This is a genomic window from Kitasatospora sp. MBT66, assembly GCF_000710405.2.
Lineage (GTDB): Bacteria > Actinomycetota > Actinomycetes > Streptomycetales > Streptomycetaceae > Kitasatospora > Kitasatospora purpeofusca.
The window spans coordinates 2142-16517 of record NZ_JAIY01000026.1 but is presented as its reverse complement, the minus strand read 5'-3'; the positions used below and the strand labels follow the sequence as shown (position 1 = coordinate 16517).

General features: G+C 71.1%; 16 protein-coding genes and 1 pseudogene. 4 read left to right on the top strand and 13 right to left on the bottom strand.

The features are described from left to right. Positions 1-432, top strand: a pseudogene (locus BI06_RS44990) (hypothetical protein); the annotation flags it as partial. Between the two features lie 66 nt (positions 433-498). Here the strand turns inward: BI06_RS44990 and BI06_RS52815 are convergent. The 13 genes from BI06_RS52815 to BI06_RS44930 all read right to left on the bottom strand — a co-directional run bounded on the left by BI06_RS52815 (position 499) and on the right by BI06_RS44930 (position 9062). Next, positions 499-1098: a hypothetical protein gene (locus tag BI06_RS52815; protein WP_063795161.1), complete on the bottom strand. Its 600-nt coding sequence runs from the start codon at positions 1096-1098 to the stop codon at positions 499-501. Between the two features lie 130 nt (positions 1099-1228). Continuing rightward, a complete protein-coding gene (locus BI06_RS44980; protein WP_043478941.1) occupies positions 1229-1648 on the bottom strand; it encodes a DUF3307 domain-containing protein in 420 nt (139 codons plus the stop codon). Between the two features lie 96 nt (positions 1649-1744). Beyond that, positions 1745-2191, bottom strand: a complete 447-nt coding sequence (locus tag BI06_RS44975; protein ID WP_051743083.1) for a hypothetical protein — start codon at positions 2189-2191, stop codon at positions 1745-1747. A 27-nt stretch (positions 2192-2218) separates the two neighbouring features. Then, positions 2219-2509: a hypothetical protein gene (locus BI06_RS44970; protein WP_043478938.1), complete on the bottom strand. Its 291-nt coding sequence runs from the start codon at positions 2507-2509 to the stop codon at positions 2219-2221. A 210-nt stretch (positions 2510-2719) separates the two neighbouring features. After that, positions 2720-3385: a hypothetical protein gene (locus tag BI06_RS44965; protein WP_043478935.1), complete on the bottom strand. Its 666-nt coding sequence runs from the start codon at positions 3383-3385 to the stop codon at positions 2720-2722. A gap of 34 nt (positions 3386-3419) precedes the next feature. Further along, positions 3420-3584, bottom strand: a complete 165-nt coding sequence (locus tag BI06_RS44960) for a hypothetical protein (RefSeq protein WP_043478932.1) — start codon at positions 3582-3584, stop codon at positions 3420-3422. 38 nt (positions 3585-3622) lie between these two features. Continuing rightward, positions 3623-4243: a hypothetical protein gene (locus BI06_RS44955; RefSeq protein WP_158516556.1), complete on the bottom strand. Its 621-nt coding sequence runs from the start codon at positions 4241-4243 to the stop codon at positions 3623-3625. A gap of 59 nt (positions 4244-4302) precedes the next feature. After that, a complete protein-coding gene (locus tag BI06_RS44950) occupies positions 4303-6189 on the bottom strand; it encodes a helicase HerA domain-containing protein (protein ID WP_149030697.1) in 1887 nt (628 codons plus the stop codon). A gap of 420 nt (positions 6190-6609) precedes the next feature. Beyond that, complete coding sequence (locus tag BI06_RS44945; RefSeq protein ID WP_051743081.1) at positions 6610-7833, bottom strand: hypothetical protein; 1224 nt, start codon at positions 7831-7833, stop codon at positions 6610-6612. Between the two features lie 84 nt (positions 7834-7917). After that, entirely contained in the window at positions 7918-8142 is a 225-nt protein-coding gene (locus BI06_RS44940; protein WP_043478926.1) for a hypothetical protein, read from the bottom strand. Next, complete coding sequence (locus BI06_RS44935) at positions 8139-8351, bottom strand: hypothetical protein (protein ID WP_043478923.1); 213 nt, start codon at positions 8349-8351, stop codon at positions 8139-8141. Before BI06_RS44935 ends, BI06_RS44940 begins: the two co-directional genes overlap by 4 nt. Before the next feature lie 12 nt (positions 8352-8363). Further along, complete coding sequence (locus BI06_RS52810; protein WP_199523466.1) at positions 8364-8519, bottom strand: hypothetical protein; 156 nt, start codon at positions 8517-8519, stop codon at positions 8364-8366. Between the two features lie 3 nt (positions 8520-8522). Further along, complete coding sequence (locus BI06_RS44930; RefSeq protein ID WP_158516555.1) at positions 8523-9062, bottom strand: RNA polymerase sigma factor; 540 nt, start codon at positions 9060-9062, stop codon at positions 8523-8525. A gap of 251 nt (positions 9063-9313) precedes the next feature. Here BI06_RS44930 and BI06_RS44925 point away from each other — a divergent pair, with 251 nt between their 5' ends. From BI06_RS44925 to BI06_RS44915, 3 genes are all read left to right on the top strand, one after another. Beyond that, a complete protein-coding gene (locus tag BI06_RS44925) occupies positions 9314-10042 on the top strand; it encodes a GntR family transcriptional regulator (protein WP_043478917.1) in 729 nt (242 codons plus the stop codon). A 351-nt stretch (positions 10043-10393) separates the two neighbouring features. Further along, on the top strand, positions 10394-13723 hold the full coding sequence (locus BI06_RS44920) for a DUF927 domain-containing protein (RefSeq protein ID WP_043478914.1): 3330 nt from the start codon (positions 10394-10396) through the stop codon (positions 13721-13723). Beyond that, a complete protein-coding gene (locus BI06_RS44915) occupies positions 13716-14363 on the top strand; it encodes a transcriptional regulator (RefSeq protein WP_043478912.1) in 648 nt (215 codons plus the stop codon). The genes BI06_RS44920 and BI06_RS44915 overlap by 8 nt, the downstream gene beginning before the upstream one ends. Positions 14364-14376 lie beyond the last annotated feature (13 nt).

Genomic DNA, 14376 nt, shown 5'->3' with positions numbered 1-14376 from the left:
CCGGCCGGCGAGCGGGGAGCGGGCCGTCCCTGGGGCACCACTCAGCGGGCCGGGCTGGCCGAGGGGGAGGACCTGGACGGCCGGATGGAGGTCAAGCTGCCCGTGCCGCTCGGCACCCAGCTCCAGCGCGCCGCGTACTGGACCAGCGCGCCGCACGTCGCCGAGCTGCAAGCCTGGGCGAAGAAGTGGGGCGACGGCCCGGTGGTGAAGCTGCGGGAGGCCGAGCGGAACGGGGTTCCGGCCGGGCTGGCCGGCTGGGCCGCGATGGGTGCCACCCCCGCGCCGCGCGAGGAGCTGGCCCGGCGCGACGCCCTCCGGGAGAAGATCGTAACGACTGCGGATCTTCTGCGGGAAGCCCTCCAGCGGGCCCTGAGCGCCCCCGCGCCACGTGCCCGGAGCCGAGCAGCGAAGAAGCCCTCTCAGAGGGTCTGAGAGGGCTTCACGCCTGTCTATGAGGCACGGACAGTACTGCACAGACTGCACGTACTGCACATGGTGTCAGCGCTGGTGCCAGGCACACGGGTCGTCGTCGCACGGGTCCGCGCACCCCGGCGGGACGGAGTAGTACAGCCGGTACTGGGCCCGGACGTACTCCTGGTGGCCGCCGGACCCCTGCCACTGCGGCGACTGCGCGCCGGGCCCGGTGCCCTCCGTCCGGTCCAGCTCGGACAGCAGGATCGCGGCCGTCTCGGCCTCCTGCTGCGCGGCCGGGGTCCGGCTCCGCAGCCACTCCCGGTCGGCGGCGGCGGCCTTGCGGACCATCAGCTCCCGCCGCGGGCCCGGGTCCTCCTGGCCCGACCAGCGCGGCCACTCGGTGGCCATCAGCTCCTCGATCGCGGCGCGCTCGGCGTCCAGTTCGGGGGCGTCGTCGTAGACGCGGGTGAAGGCGCCGGCCGCGTGCTCGGCGGTGAGGAACCGGCGCCGGTCCTCCTCGGCGGCCTCGGCCAGGAGCCGGTCCGCGGTGAGCGGCTGGTGCCGGTGCTCGCAGTCGGCGGCCCAGCTCTGGTGGGTGTGACAGGTGGTCCGGTCGTCGGCCGGCATCCCGCCGTCCTCGGCGGCGTCCTCGGCCGCCAGGGTGCGGGTCAGCTTCTTCGTCATCGGGGTTCCCTTCGCTGTGCTGTCGCGGGTGTCGCGTTGGATCGTGCCGGGGGGATCGGGGGGAGTCTGCCCAGGTCGGAGGCCGCGACAGGCGGCCTCCGACTCCGGGCGCGACAGGGGGCGCGACAGCTCAGGCCAGCGCGCCGATCAGGACGGCGGCGGGGAAGATGCCGACGACGAAGTGCGCGGCCTGGTCCACCAGCGGGGCCCCGCCCTTGGCGAAGAACTCCGGGGAGCCGGTCTTGGTCATCCACCACTCGATGATCCACCGCCGGTCGATGATGCTGTGGGTGCCGGCCACCCAGGCGACGGCGGCCAGGGTGGGCAGGGCCGGGGTGTCGAAGTCGAGGGCGACGCGGGCGATCACCAGGACGGCGAACATCGAGGCGACGTGAGCCGCGACGTGCTCGCTGTTGGCCCGCCAGCCCCGGCGGCTGCACTCGCTCTTGTGCTTGGCCATGTGGTCGGTCTGGAACAGGTAGTCGCCTGCGAAGTGGGCGACGAACAGCAGGACGAACGCGAGTACGGCGGCCTCGGGGTGCGAGATCATGGGTGGTGCCTCCTGGTCAGGGCTTCTGGCTGGTGGGGTTGGGCGGGACGGCCGGACTTCTTCGCGGGATGACGGCCGTCCCGTTCGTGCGTCGGGTCAGTCCTGCTGGGCGGCCGGGCGCTCGGGGCCGCCGTTGACGGCCCAGTCCTCGAACAGGCTGGGGTCCTTGGCCAGCAGGGACTCCCGGCGGTACTGCGCGGTGGAGCGGGCGACGTCCATGGCCAGGGCCAGGTCTCCGACGCTGCCGCCCGCGGCGGCCTGGGCGCGGACCACGGCGTCGCGGATGCCCTCCAGGCGGGGGATCAGCCGGGAGTCCAGGTCGTTGATCGCGGTGTGCCAGCCGTCCGGGCCGGGGGCGTAGGGGTTGCCGTCCGGGTCGGTCTTGCTGCGGAGGACGGCGGTGATCCACAGGGCGGTGTCGAACCACTCAGCGAGGGTGCCGGCCTCTCCGCCGAGCGCGGCCGACTGGGCCGGGGTCAGGCTGATCACCAGGTCCGTGCCGCCCTGGATGGCGGCCTTGCCGGTGCGGAAGTGCAGGGCCATGGTCTGGGTCTCCTTGGTGGTGGCGGGTCAGACAACGATGCGCACGCGGATGCCGGCGCGCTGGAGGAGCAGGGCTCCCGGGAGGGCGATCAGGGCTCCGGCCAGGAGCATGACCGAGCGGGCCAGCATGGTCGCGCCGGGGCGCTCGGTGATCGCGGCGACGCCGAGGACGGCGGCGGCGTAGACGGCTCCGGCCCAGATCAGCGCGGTGCTGGTGGCGGAGCCGCCGTTGGCGACCAGGAGGCCGGTGATCGTGGCGAGCACGGCCGCGAGCACGGTGGTCATGGTCAGAAGCTGCGCGTACACCTTGCGGTTCATGTCGCCCTCCCCGGGTCTCTGCTGTACGGACTTCCGTACACCCATGACTGTACGGAGTTCCGTACAGTGGGTCAAGCGCGCCTCTCATGATTCTTTTCAACAGGCCAGTACAGGAAGCACGGAAGGCACTGCACGTACTGCACGTACTGCACTCCGGACATGCGAGAAGGCCCCGCCTCCGAGGGGGAGGCGGGGCCTTCTGGGGGGCCGTCAGGCGGCGCTGGTCGCCCGGCCGGGCCGAGGGGCCAGGGTCACCGGCCGGGGCGGCTGGTCGCCCGCCAGCAGTTCGCCGGAGCCCCATCCGGCCCGCAGCGGCTGCACCGGCTCTCCGCCGAACAGCCGGGCCCGGGGGTGCCGGCCGACGGGGCCGAGGGTGAGCACGGAGACGCAGTTCAGCAGCTCCACCGGCACCGCGGAGTCGGGGAGGGCGGAGAGCACCAGGTGCACCCCGGCCGCGCGGCCGAGGAAGCCGACCTGGAGGAGGTCGTCCAGCGCCTGGGCCCGGTCGCGCCGGCTCCAGAGCCAGCCGACGTCCTCCAGGACCAGGAGGCGGAGGCCGTCCAGCTCCTGGTCCTGGTCCAGCAGCCACAGCCGGGCGTCCACCTCCTGGCGGGCGGCCTCGATCAGGTTCGCCACCTGGTCCCGGCCGGTGTGCAGGCCGACCTTCGGGTCGAGGCCCGTGCCCGGGTTCGGGTGGCCGATCCCGAAGTCGGCCCGGCCGCCGTGGCGGGCGACGTGGTTGGCCGCGGTGCGGAGGACGTCCTCTCCACCCAGGCCGGGGCGGGCGGCGACGAACAGGTGCGGGGTGCGGTCCAGGTCGAACGCCTCGGGCTGGCCCTCCGCGGTGACGAACAGCGGGATCTGGCTCGGGTTCATGACGGTTCCTCTCGGTCGGGGCGGTCGGGGGCGGTCAGCGCACGATCATGTCGCCGTGGCCGTTGCGCATGTGGTCCGCGCACCCCGGGCACTCCCGGAGCGACGGGTCCAAGTTCGCGTGCACCGCACGCTCGTAGGCGTGGAACCAGCACTGCCGGCACTCACCCTTGGGCGGGTTGGTCGCCTTGTCGTTCGCCATGGGTCGTTCTCCTTCGGGTCGGTCGGGGTGGTGGGGGGTCAGACGAGGGATTCGGCCCAGCGGCAGTAGGTGCCCCAGTGGTGGCGGGCCTGGGTCCAGCCCTTCTTGCCGTCCTTCGCCAGCCGGAGGCCGGCGCCCAGGACGGCGGAGTAGAAGACGACCAGCGCCCACCACGGCAGGCCGATCGAGTGCAGGGCGATCTCCGCCCGCACGATCACGCTGACCACCCAGGCGACGGCGGCGACCAGCAGCACGCGGCTGGCCCAGATGATCAGCCCCGGCGTCCAGGTCGGGAGCTTCAGCTTCTTTCCGTCGTTGTCGTCCTCGATGTCGACGGCGGGGGAAACAGCGGCAGCGGACATTTTCGGGGTCTCCTTCTGGGGCTTCTCGTCGGCCTTCTCGTCGGCCATCAGCTCGCGGAACCGGGTAGTCAGCGCCCATTGGGCTTCTTCGAGGGTGAGCGGATATCCCGCGTCATTCACCCTCTTCTGGAGAAGGGCCGGGGTCACGTCTGCGAGCGGCGTGGTCCGGAAGGTGTCGGCGGCCAACGAATAGGCCACCTGGAATCGCCCTTCAATGATTCGCTTTTCGTGCTGCCGGTCCTGCCGGGCGTCATGCCGGAGCTGGAGTGCGGCATTGATTCTTGCGAGGAATTCCATTGTCTCTCCCCAGGAATGGGGCCCGGCCCCGGGGGATTTACCGGGGCCGGGCGGTCCGGTCAGTCGGCGTCGGTGCTGTTTCCCGCCTTGGGGCGGTTGCGCTCCCAGCGGCGGAGTTCTTCGGGCCAGTACAGGAAGGAACCGCCCTTTCCCTTTCCGACGTTCGCCGGGAATTCCTCGTCACGCTGGGAGGCACGGCGGGCGGCGCCCAGGGAGGCCGTCAGAACACCGGTTTCCGTGGCCTCCTTCAGGGTGATCGGGTTCTCCTTCTCGGCGACGGCGGCGGGGGCGAACGCCATCTCCATCTGGGTCTCGAACCCCTCCATGGTGATCGCTCCGGGGCCTCCGGCGAGCCGCGGGCCGGGGAGCTGGCCGCCCTCCCCGCCGGAGGCCGGCGGGGTGCTCCCGGGGCCCGTCTCTGCGACTGTCGCAGCCTCTTTCCCCAGGTGGACGGACGACGTACGACCCTGCGACGTTGCGACACCGGTCCCGCTGGTGGCCCAGGCCCGCGCCTCCGCGTCGGTCATGAACAGCACCTGGGTCTCGTGCGCGGTGCCACCCAGGACCACCTGGGCCCGGCCGATGTGGCGGGTCGCCTTCGGGGCGGGCTGAACCTCGGGAACCAACATGTTCCAGGCGTTACGGGTGTAACGCGCCAGAATGCGGGTGCTGAAGTTCTCGCGCATTTCCGGGCCGCCCAGGGCGGCGGCGGTCATGGACTGACCGACCGCCAGGACGTGCATTTTCACGGCCCGGCCCATGAACAGGATTTCCGCCAGGGCCGCGATGGCCGGGGATTCCTTCGGGTCTTCCTTGGTGCGGATTTCCGCCCAGTACCGCTTCAGCTTCCCGATGGTGGCGTTGACCTCCTCCAGGAGGATCGCCATGCGGGCGCCGACCGGGGCGTCCCCTTCGCCTTCCCAGTCATCCACGATCCGGTTCCGGCGGTCGCCCTCGATGCCGAGGCGGACCAGCTCATCGTGAATGTCCTCGATATCCCGGCAGTAGGTGACCCCGGGAATTCCGCGCGCCCACTTGTGGGAGTGGCGCTTGCGGTCCAGGACCACGCCGATAGCGCCGTTGTGGAGGAGCTGGGCGAAAATCGCCCGGAGGATTACCGACTTACCGCCACCGGTTCCCGCGCTCACCAGGAGGTGCGGGGATTCGGCGTCCAGGTCGACGGAAACGGTGGTGTTCCGGTGGGAGAGGCCGATAAGCGGCGCGCTCTCCTTGGCCGCGTCCACCAGGGCCTGGACCTCCAGGTCGGAGAACAGCACCTTGCTCCGGGGCCGGGGGCTCTGGGTGGCCTCCACGTAGTGGTTGCGGCCGTCCATGTGCCAGGAGAACGTGACGTCCTGGAGGGCCAGCTTCTCCCGGATCGCGGTGGTGACCCCGCCCTTGGCCTCCCCGCCGGACCAGTCGGCCGGCACCGTGACCCGCAGCGCGCTGCCGGTGATCTCGTTGAAGTCCATCGGCAGGCTGATGTAGGAGCTGGGCTTGGTGCCCTCCGGCAGGGCCAGGAGCTTGCTCAGGACGATGTGCAGCGGCCACACCCAGTCGCGGCGGTGGCGCCACGTCAGGAGGCCGTCCGTCGTCCTGAAGGCCATGTAGGCCGCGGTGTAGGAGGCGGCGGACAGGCCGGTCGCCTCGATGCCGAGGAGGGTGGCCTCCGGGGCCTGGGTGTACTCGTACGCGGTGCCGGCCGCGATGGTGGAGGCGGCCAGGCGCACGCCCATCCGCTCCAGCCTCATCAGGTGGTCCCACTTGTTGGCGGCCCGGCCGTCCTCCCGGGTGGACTTCGTGCCCCGGTGCGTCCAGGTGGCGTTCGTGCGCGGCTTCCCGTCCAGGTGGTCCCCGGTGAAGAAGCGCCACAGCACGCTCACCGCGCCCTCGGCGGCGGCGTCGCCCATGCTCTTCGGCTTGGTCTGCTGGTCCTGTGAAAACATGCCCACGGCGGTCTCCTGTGGTGTCTGGCGAGATGCGGAGGAGATGGCCCCCTGGCCCGTCGGCCGGGGTCGGGGCCCGCCCGCTGGTATCGGGCGGGCCCCGTCGCGCTGTTCCTAGTGATCACCGGGAAGGTGATTGTTACTCAGCCCTCTGACAATTCGCAAAGGGCTTCTGAATTCGGCTCCAGGGGGGAGATATCTCCCCCCAATTTGGTGTCCCCGGCGTGTACCTGACGGGCTCTCACAAGACCTCTCACAAGGGGTCTCACAAGGGGTCCGGTAAGGAGTCCGTAAGGTCAGGCCGGGGGGAGATTTAACCCCCCGGAACTCACCGGTTTTCTCACCAACGACCCCGGTCAGCTATCACGATCGGGTAACGGTGGCCGGTGAGTTTCGGAGGACGAAACTCCCCAGTGCAGGTCAGAGGTACTGACCGGTCCGCAGCGGCTCCGGCTCCGTGCCCTGGTCCGCCTTCGCGGCCAGCACGCCCTTCTGCCGGCGGATCTCCCGCTTCACGCTCTCGTCGTTGAGCTTGCGGCCGATGGCGAGCGGCACCAGCTCCAGCAGCCGCTTCTCCTCGACACCGGCCGACAGGAGTTCGCGGATGACCTTCGCCGGGCTGACGGGGTGTCCGGCCGGGGCGGCGTCTGCTTCGTCGTCGTCCTGGTCGTCCGCCGGACGTCCGGCGTCGTCCGGGAGGACAGATTCCTGGATGTCCGGGGCGATGAACTGGGGGATCACGGTGGCGGGGCGGACGGCGGAGTTGTCCGGGCGGACAGCGGCGGCGGTGTCCGTCACGATGTCCGCGTCCATCGGCTCGTTGTCCACCGGGCCGGACAGGCGGGCGGACACTGCGGTGGCCACCGGGCCGGACAGGGCGGCGACCAGCTCGGCGAGTCCGGCGGGGGTGACGGCCGGGGCGATGGCGGCGGGCTGCTGGGCGGCCTGGGCGACGGCGGCCGGGGTACCGGTGAGGGTTGCGGCCAGGGCCGGGGCGTGCTCGGCGACGACGTCCGCCAGCTCCGTGCGCATCCGCTCGGCGGCCAGCAGCTCCATCGTGGCGGCGGCCTCGGCGCGGGCGCTCATGCGGCGGACGCTGGCGATGGCCATCTTGGCGTTCGCGGCGCTGACCTCCTGGGCGACCCACTCCCGGTCGGCCGGGCTCAGGTCCCGCTCCACGAAGCGCATGATGCCCAGCCAGAGCACCTTGGCGAAGGCGGAGACGGCCGCGCCGACGACGGCAAGGCCGGCGCTTCCGGCGTCCAGGCCCTCCCAGAGGATGGCGCCCATCGTCGCGGCCAGCAGGGCCCAGCCCAGGTACTGGCTGAAGCGGCGCTTCTCGGCGTCGAACCGGCTCAGCCACTCCAGCAGGACGTTCACCAGCCACGCCAGGTCGAAGACGGCAGCGGCCAGGAAGCCCACCCCGCCGTCCAGGAGGTGGCCGATGCTGTAGGTGGACCACACCACGCTGACCATGGTCAGCATCAGGACCAGGATGCTCGCGCCCTTGATCGCCCTGGCGTCCCAGTCGGCCGGCGGCTTGGGGATGCTGACCTGGTAGGGCTCCCGAACCTGGTGGGTGGTGCCGTTGTGGGTCCGCGCCACCAGGCGGTGGCGGGTCTGCTCGATGAACTTCAGCTTCATGGTCTTGTCTGCCTTTCGGGCCAGCGTGCGGGGAGAGTCGAGAAGAGGGGCCGGGGCCGAGTCGGCGGCCCCGGCCGGGCCGGGTCAGCGGCGGTGGGAGTCCAGAACGGAGAGGTAGTGCCAGCAGTCGTCCGGGTCCGCCTCGGCGATGCACCCGCAGGTGCCGGCCGAGTGCTCGCGGAGGGCCGCGGCGAGCTCCGCGCGCTGGCGGGCCGGGGTGGTCAGGCGCCAGTACGCCTCACCGAGGGCGATGCCGATCAGGACGGCGGCGGCCAGGGCCATCAGGGCGTGGACGGCGTTGGAGATCACCGGGCACCGCCCTTCTGGCCCTTGGCGCGGGCGTCGGCCTCGGCCTTCTCGCGGGCCTCCCGCTCCAGCGCGGCGGCCTGCAACTTGGTGATCCGGCGGTCCGCCAGGCCGTGGCCGCGGCCGGCCAGGGTCGTGATGACCGCGACGCCGATCCAGCCGGCGGAGCGGGCGATCTCACCGGCGGTGTAGCGCTCGGGCTCGTTGCTCATGGTGATCTCCGCTCAGCGGTTGAGGTGGTTGGCGGTCTGCTGCTGGAGCTGCTGGGCCTGGGCGGCGGCGGCCTGGGCGGCGGCGGCGGCCTGCCTGGCCGCCTCGGCGGCGGCCGCCTGCTGGGCCTGGGCCTGCTGGAACTGGGCGAGCGCGGTGTCACGGTCCACCCGTCAGCCCGCCAGCAGCTCGGCGACGGCCGGGCGGAGCGCGGCGGCGGCCCGGCCGATCCGGGCAGAAGCGGTGCGGTGGCAGGCCCCGGTGTGGGAGGCGACCGCCCGCAGGCTCAGGCCGTCCAGCCGCAGGAGGAGCGCGGACCGCTCGGCCGGCCGGAGCTGGTCGAGGGCTCCGATGTAGCGGTCGGGCAGCTCGGGGGCCGGGGCCACCACCGAGGCCACCGCGGTGAGGCTGGCCGGGGCCGCCTCGAAGTCGGTCGGCCGCTCGTGGCTGCTGCGGAGCCGGTAGTGGTCGGAGACCACGTGCCGGGCGATGGCCGCGACGAACCCGAACGCCTCGGCGTCGCCGACGCGGATACTGCCGGCGCACTTGGCGACGCGGAGCCAGGTGTCCTGGGCCAGGTCCTCGGCGGTGCAGTGGTTGCGGTCGTTGACCTGGTTCACCAGGTAACGGACCAACCGGTCGTTGTGGAGCCGGTAGAGCGACTCCACCCGAGAGTTGTGGGCGGAAACGTCCTGGTGGGAAGCTGTCTGCACGGTCCCTCCAGCGGGGATCGAGAGCCCTGGCCGGCCACCTCTCACAGTTCCGGTCAGGGCTCGCTTTGTTACACCTGGTAGCGGCCACAGCTCAGCCCTTGCGGCTGCTGCGGTGAGCGCTACACCAGAAATGTAGACCACTAGCGGCCCTGAGCGCTAGTGGTAGCGCTAGACGTGTTCGTGCCGTAGCCTTAGACGTGCACCTCCACACCGGACGGTGCAGCAGAACACGACACGGAAGGAGGCGCGCTATGTCCGAATCGATCGGGTACGCGGAGATCGCCGCGATCTACCGGAAGAAGATCCAGGACGGAACACTCCGACCCGGCGACACCATGCCGTCGCTCCGGGACGTCTGCGAGGAGTTCGGGGTGGCCCAGACCACCGCGAACCGCGCGTTCCGCGTCCTGAAGATGGAGGGTCTGACCCTTCCCCGACCTGGCGTCGGCACCATCGTGGCCGGCCCGCCGTCCAACAACATCGCCGCCCGCGTCAGCCTGCACGCCGCCACCGGGCGGGCCTTGGACCAGGGGGAGACCTCCCAGATCCTGGAGGTCGGCACTGTGGGCGCGGACGAACTGATCGCCCCTCGGCTGGACGTAGCCCCGGGTACTCCCGTTCACGTCAGGCGACGGCTGGTCAGTCGGGGCGGGGTGCCGGCGCACTACAGCAGCTCGTTCTACCCCGCGTACGTGATCGCCGTGACCCCCGAGCTGACCCAGCCCGTGTCCACCGGCGCGTCCCGGGAACTGGCTGCGGAGCGGCTGGGGGTCGCCCAGGCCCGGGTTCTGGAGGAGGTGACCTCCCGGCTGGCCACCGAGGCCGAAAAGAACGTGCTCGGTCTCACCGCGGGGGACGTGATCGTTACCCAGGTCGTCAGGACCGTGACCCTGGCCGATGACCGAGTGGTCGAGGTCGCCGTGAAGGTGACCGGGGGCAGCACGATTCTCCGATGGGCCACATCGCTCAACGCGGGTTGACCAAGGTCACGGGCGTGCACTCCTTCGGGTGCACGCTCGTTGATCAGGCGAAACCTGTCCACAGCCGGAAGTGGCTTGCATTGAGCCACCTGGCCGATACGTTGATCAAAAGCGCAGGAATGGCGAAAGCCCCCGGGTTACTCCCTTGAGGTCAGAGGCAAGGGACCGGAGGCTTCGCATCGTTTGCGCACCCAGCAGACAGAACAGGTGGCACGACCCATGCTAGCGGGGGTTCCCCGCTGATGGGAGACGTGGCCACCAGAGAGCGAGCCACACGTGCCGCACATGGCACAGAGTGATCAGAATGGAACAGAGCAGGCCCACAGCGACACCCCTGGCGCTGCCATCCCCATGAGCGGGTCGGCAGAGTGGTCCTACTCGATCGGCGGGCTGGACTTCGCCCGTGGCGTGTGGATGCGGGAGCGGAACCGCGACTGGCAGTGGGTTGCCCCGCTGCCGTACGTCCTGGAGGTGCTGAACCACCGGGACGGCCGCAACAAGATCACGAACCAGGAGTACCGGCTGTCCGTCGACACCGCCGGTTCGCTGACCACGCTCGCTGACTGGGTGGACCTGAAGTCGGGCGGCTGGGCTCCCTGCCTGGACATGCCGCTGTCGCGCGATGAGCGGGTGATGAAGGCAACCGCCACCGCGATCTCCCTGGTCGCCCAGGACTGCCCGCGCGCGGAGGCCGTCGCCAGCTGGAGCGCGGACGGCCTCCACCTCCCGCCGGAGGACGTCGGCCCGCTCGGGTACGGCGTGAAGGCCGGCACCGAGGAGCACGGCCTGAACGTGTGGCAGAAGATCAGCACGCACATGGGCCAGCCCGGCAACGCCAAGGGCTCCCTGTTCCTCGGGTTCGGCCTGATCGGGTCGTTCATCATGCCGTTCACCCCGCACGACCACGGGTTCATCGTCCACGGCTGCGGCGGCTCCTCCGGCGGCAAATCCACCATGCTCAGCGTGGCCGCCTCGGCCTGGGGCACGGTCCGGGAGGTGCGCGGCAACTGGAACCACGCCGCCGTCTCCCTGGTGGAGGATCTGCTGAAGTACGGCGTGCTGCCGGTGTTCCGCGACGAGATCGGCATGATCGGGGACGTCAGCCCCCGGGACATGGAAAAGCTGATCTTCCAGATGACCGAGGGCGGCAAGCGCGGTCGCGGCAAGCAGCGCGGCGGTACCCGGATCAGCCGGAGCTGGCACAGCGTGCTGCTGAGCACGGGCAACGACTCGATGCTCGGCATGGCGACCGCCCAGTCCGGCATGAACGTGCGCGTGATCGAGATCCACGCGCCGCTGGTCTCCGACAAGAAGACGGCCGAGGAGCTGGCCACGCTGGCGAACGTCGGCTACGGCTGGCCGCAGAAGTGGATCAGGGAGAACGTCACCCTGGAACAGGTCTGGGCTGCCGTCGCCCAGGCGAAGCGCGCGCTGGGCGCGGACAGCGCGGGCAAGGAGGCCGGCCGGATCGGTGCCCGCATCGCGTTCGGCGTCGCCGGGGCCTGGATTTTGGAGGAGATCACCGGGGTCACCGGGGCCCGCGCGAACGCCCTGGCCGCCGCTCGGGAGGTCTACGAAGCCGCGGTGACGGAGATGAACGAGGTGTCGATGAGCCTGGCTGACAGTGTTCTCCAGGCCGTCACGCAGCGGATCAAGGTCGCCCCGAAGTCGTTCCCGCCCCGGCACGACTACATGGAGAACCCCCGGGACTACCAGGACGTTCAGGGCGTGCTGCACGCGGACGACCAGGCCCAGGATCTGGTGTCGGTGTTCGCCAGCCAGCTCGGCCCGATCACCCAGAACGCGGGGATCGTGTCGGCCCGCTCGGGTCTGCGGGATCTGCGGGACCGGGGCGTCCTGGTCTGCGAGTCGTACAGCTCCCGCGCGGGTCTGACCCGGCGTGAGTTCCTGGACGGCCCCGGCCGGGGTGGCACCTCCTGCTACACCTTCCGCCTGCCGCCCCGTCAGCAGGATCTGCCGATGGAGGAGCCTCCGGCGCTGGAGGAGATCCCGCTGGAGCCGATGCCGACCCTGCCGGAGTCGATGCGGGCGCTGGTCGGCCAGGACCCGCTGACCGGCAACCGGGTGGCCCCGGCGACCGCCGAGGCGGCCGAGGCCCGGCCGCCCGCAGTCGTCCAGGTCGTGCCCGACGTCGCGGCGGACCCGGAGGCGGAGGCGGCTGCGGTCGTGGCCGTTCCGGCCCAGGTGGCGCCGAAGGTTCCGCCGGCGCCCGCCGCGAAGCCGGTGGCGAAGCCCGCGGCCCGGAAGGCGAAGACCACCGGCCGGGCCGGGGCCGTGCTCGCCAAACCGGTGGTGTTCGCCGTGACCGGCGGCCAGCTCCTGGCGGTCGCGGACGGCGCGTCGGTGCCGCTGGAGGGTGAGGCGGCCAGCTCGCTCGCCGGGCTGCTGGACACCGCCGGGCAGCAGACCCCGGGCGCGTTCACGGTGGTGATCGGCGCGGACATGCGGCCCGGGTACAGGCTCCGGGAGTCGGCTCCCTCTGCGAAGTCGGACCACTGGACGGACGCCAAGGAGGCGTTCATCGTCCTGAAGGACTCGCGCTGGCACCAGCCGGGGATCATCGGGCGCAAGCCCACCGTGATGCCGACCACCAGCGTCGCCCACCCGGAGCGGGTGGGCGAGGTTCAGATCGTGGTGGCCGAGTGGCTGCGGAACGACAGCTTCCCGCGCTTCCGCACGGAGGAGATGAAGCAGGCCGGGGAGGTGGACACCCTCGATGCCGTGGTCCTCGCCCGCCGGCTGCACCTGTTCACCGAGCGGACCGGCTGGCGGTTCCTGAACACCCCGGCGAAGACGGCGATCCGCACCTTCCGGGACGCGATCGAGGCCACCGCCCGCAACCACCCCCGCTTCCAGGGCTCCGTGGACAAGTGGCCCGAGCGCTTCGCCGACGACCGGTGGGCGCGGGAGCTGACAGGCCAGGAGCGGGAGCTTCCGCACGTCCACCTGTGGGACGCGAACAAGGCGTACCTGCCCGCAACCCGCCAGGCGATCCTGGCCGCCGACGATCTCCGGCACAGCACCAGCCAGGGGTTCGACGAGAAGCTTGGCGGCCTGTGGGTCATCCGGGTGCCACACTGGCCGCACGCGCTGCTGCCCAGCCCGGTGTTCGACGTGGCGCCGGGGCGGGAGGCGCTGGTGACCACCTCCATCGTGAAGCTGTACGTGGAGATGGGCATCAGCCCGGAGATCATCGAGTCCTGGACGGCTGCGGCCCGGGAGTTCGGCGGCCAGCGCGACTGGACCGACCACGTGCGCAACACGCTGGACAAGCTGGAGGCCGAGGCCGACAGCTACGACGAGAAGGCCGTGCACGGCACGGTCAAGGAGATGTACCGGCACCTCCACGGCAAGCTCCGCACCGGGGACCAGGGGATCATCACCCGCCCTGACTGGGGCTGGGCGATCCGGGACGCCGCCCAGGCGAACACCCTGCGGCGGGCCTACATGGCGGCCGGGGTACTGCCGGACCCGGACGGCCGCAAGACCGAGGAGCCGCGGTTCCCGGTGCTGATGCACATTGACGAACTGCACTACCTGAGCGACGTCCAGGAGCCGCTGGAGGCGGTGCCGCACGGCATCGCGGCCGGGCGCGGGCTGGGCCAGTTCAAGGTCAAGAAGACCCTGACGATGAAGGAGTGGGAGGCCAGCCGTGACTGAGCCGGAGTACCGGGGCGAGCAGCCCGCGAAGGACCAGCGCAAGAAGTTCGGCCTGGGTGAGGCGTTCTACCGGGCCGTCACGAAGCGGTCGCCGAAGTCGGAGCCGAAGACGGCGGAGGCCCAGGTGGGCTGGCTGGCGAAGCGGTTCAAGGGCGACCACAAGAAGGCGGCCGAGAAGGCCGGCGTCTCGCCGACGACGTTCAAGCGGTGGATGACCGGCAAGCAGAAGCCTGGCGGCAAGAGCGCGGAGAAGCTGACGAAGGCCGTGCGCGCGGAGCTGGTGCCCGAAGGCCGGCGGTCGCGGATCGCCGGTTCGACGGACAAGCCGACCAGCCGGACCGCTCGGGCCACGGGCGGGTTCTCCATCGAGGCGACGATCCGGATCAGCAACGACACCCGCGAGCGGGAGATCATGCCCGGCCGTCACCTGAGCCCGGGGGCGCTGAACAAGGTGATGAGCGCCTTCATGGAGGGCAACGACGAACAGGCGATGGCCGAGCTGAACGAGGTGCTGAAGGGCTACTTCGGCACCTCGGCGTTCGAGGTGCTGGACGTGACCGGCCTCGACCTGTCGCCGATCGAGTGGCACGAGCCGAGCGCGGAGCCGGAGGAGCAGGCGGAGACCGACGGCTGGGACTGAGGCCACAGGGTGG

Coding starts and splice junctions, on each gene's coding strand:
- BI06_RS44975 (WP_051743083.1), bottom strand. CDS start 2,191: ATGGCCCTGCACTTCCGCACCGGCAAGGCCGCCATCCAGGGCGGCACG.
- BI06_RS44965 (WP_043478935.1), bottom strand. CDS start 3,385: ATGAACCCGAGCCAGATCCCGCTGTTCGTCACCGCGGAGGGCCAGCCC.
- BI06_RS44920 (WP_043478914.1), top strand. CDS start 10,394: ATGAGCGGGTCGGCAGAGTGGTCCTACTCGATCGGCGGGCTGGACTTC.
- BI06_RS44950 (WP_149030697.1), bottom strand. CDS start 6,189: ATGTTTTCACAGGACCAGCAGACCAAGCCGAAGAGCATGGGCGACGCC.
- BI06_RS52815 (WP_063795161.1), bottom strand. CDS start 1,098: ATGACGAAGAAGCTGACCCGCACCCTGGCGGCCGAGGACGCCGCCGAG.
- BI06_RS44980 (WP_043478941.1), bottom strand. CDS start 1,648: ATGATCTCGCACCCCGAGGCCGCCGTACTCGCGTTCGTCCTGCTGTTC.
- BI06_RS44970 (WP_043478938.1), bottom strand. CDS start 2,509: ATGAACCGCAAGGTGTACGCGCAGCTTCTGACCATGACCACCGTGCTC.
- BI06_RS44955 (WP_158516556.1), bottom strand. CDS start 4,243: ATGGAATTCCTCGCAAGAATCAATGCCGCACTCCAGCTCCGGCATGAC.
- BI06_RS44945 (WP_051743081.1), bottom strand. CDS start 7,833: ATGAAGCTGAAGTTCATCGAGCAGACCCGCCACCGCCTGGTGGCGCGG.
- BI06_RS44935 (WP_043478923.1), bottom strand. CDS start 8,351: ATGAGCAACGAGCCCGAGCGCTACACCGCCGGTGAGATCGCCCGCTCC.
- BI06_RS44960 (WP_043478932.1), bottom strand. CDS start 3,584: ATGGCGAACGACAAGGCGACCAACCCGCCCAAGGGTGAGTGCCGGCAG.
- BI06_RS44925 (WP_043478917.1), top strand. CDS start 9,314: ATGTCCGAATCGATCGGGTACGCGGAGATCGCCGCGATCTACCGGAAG.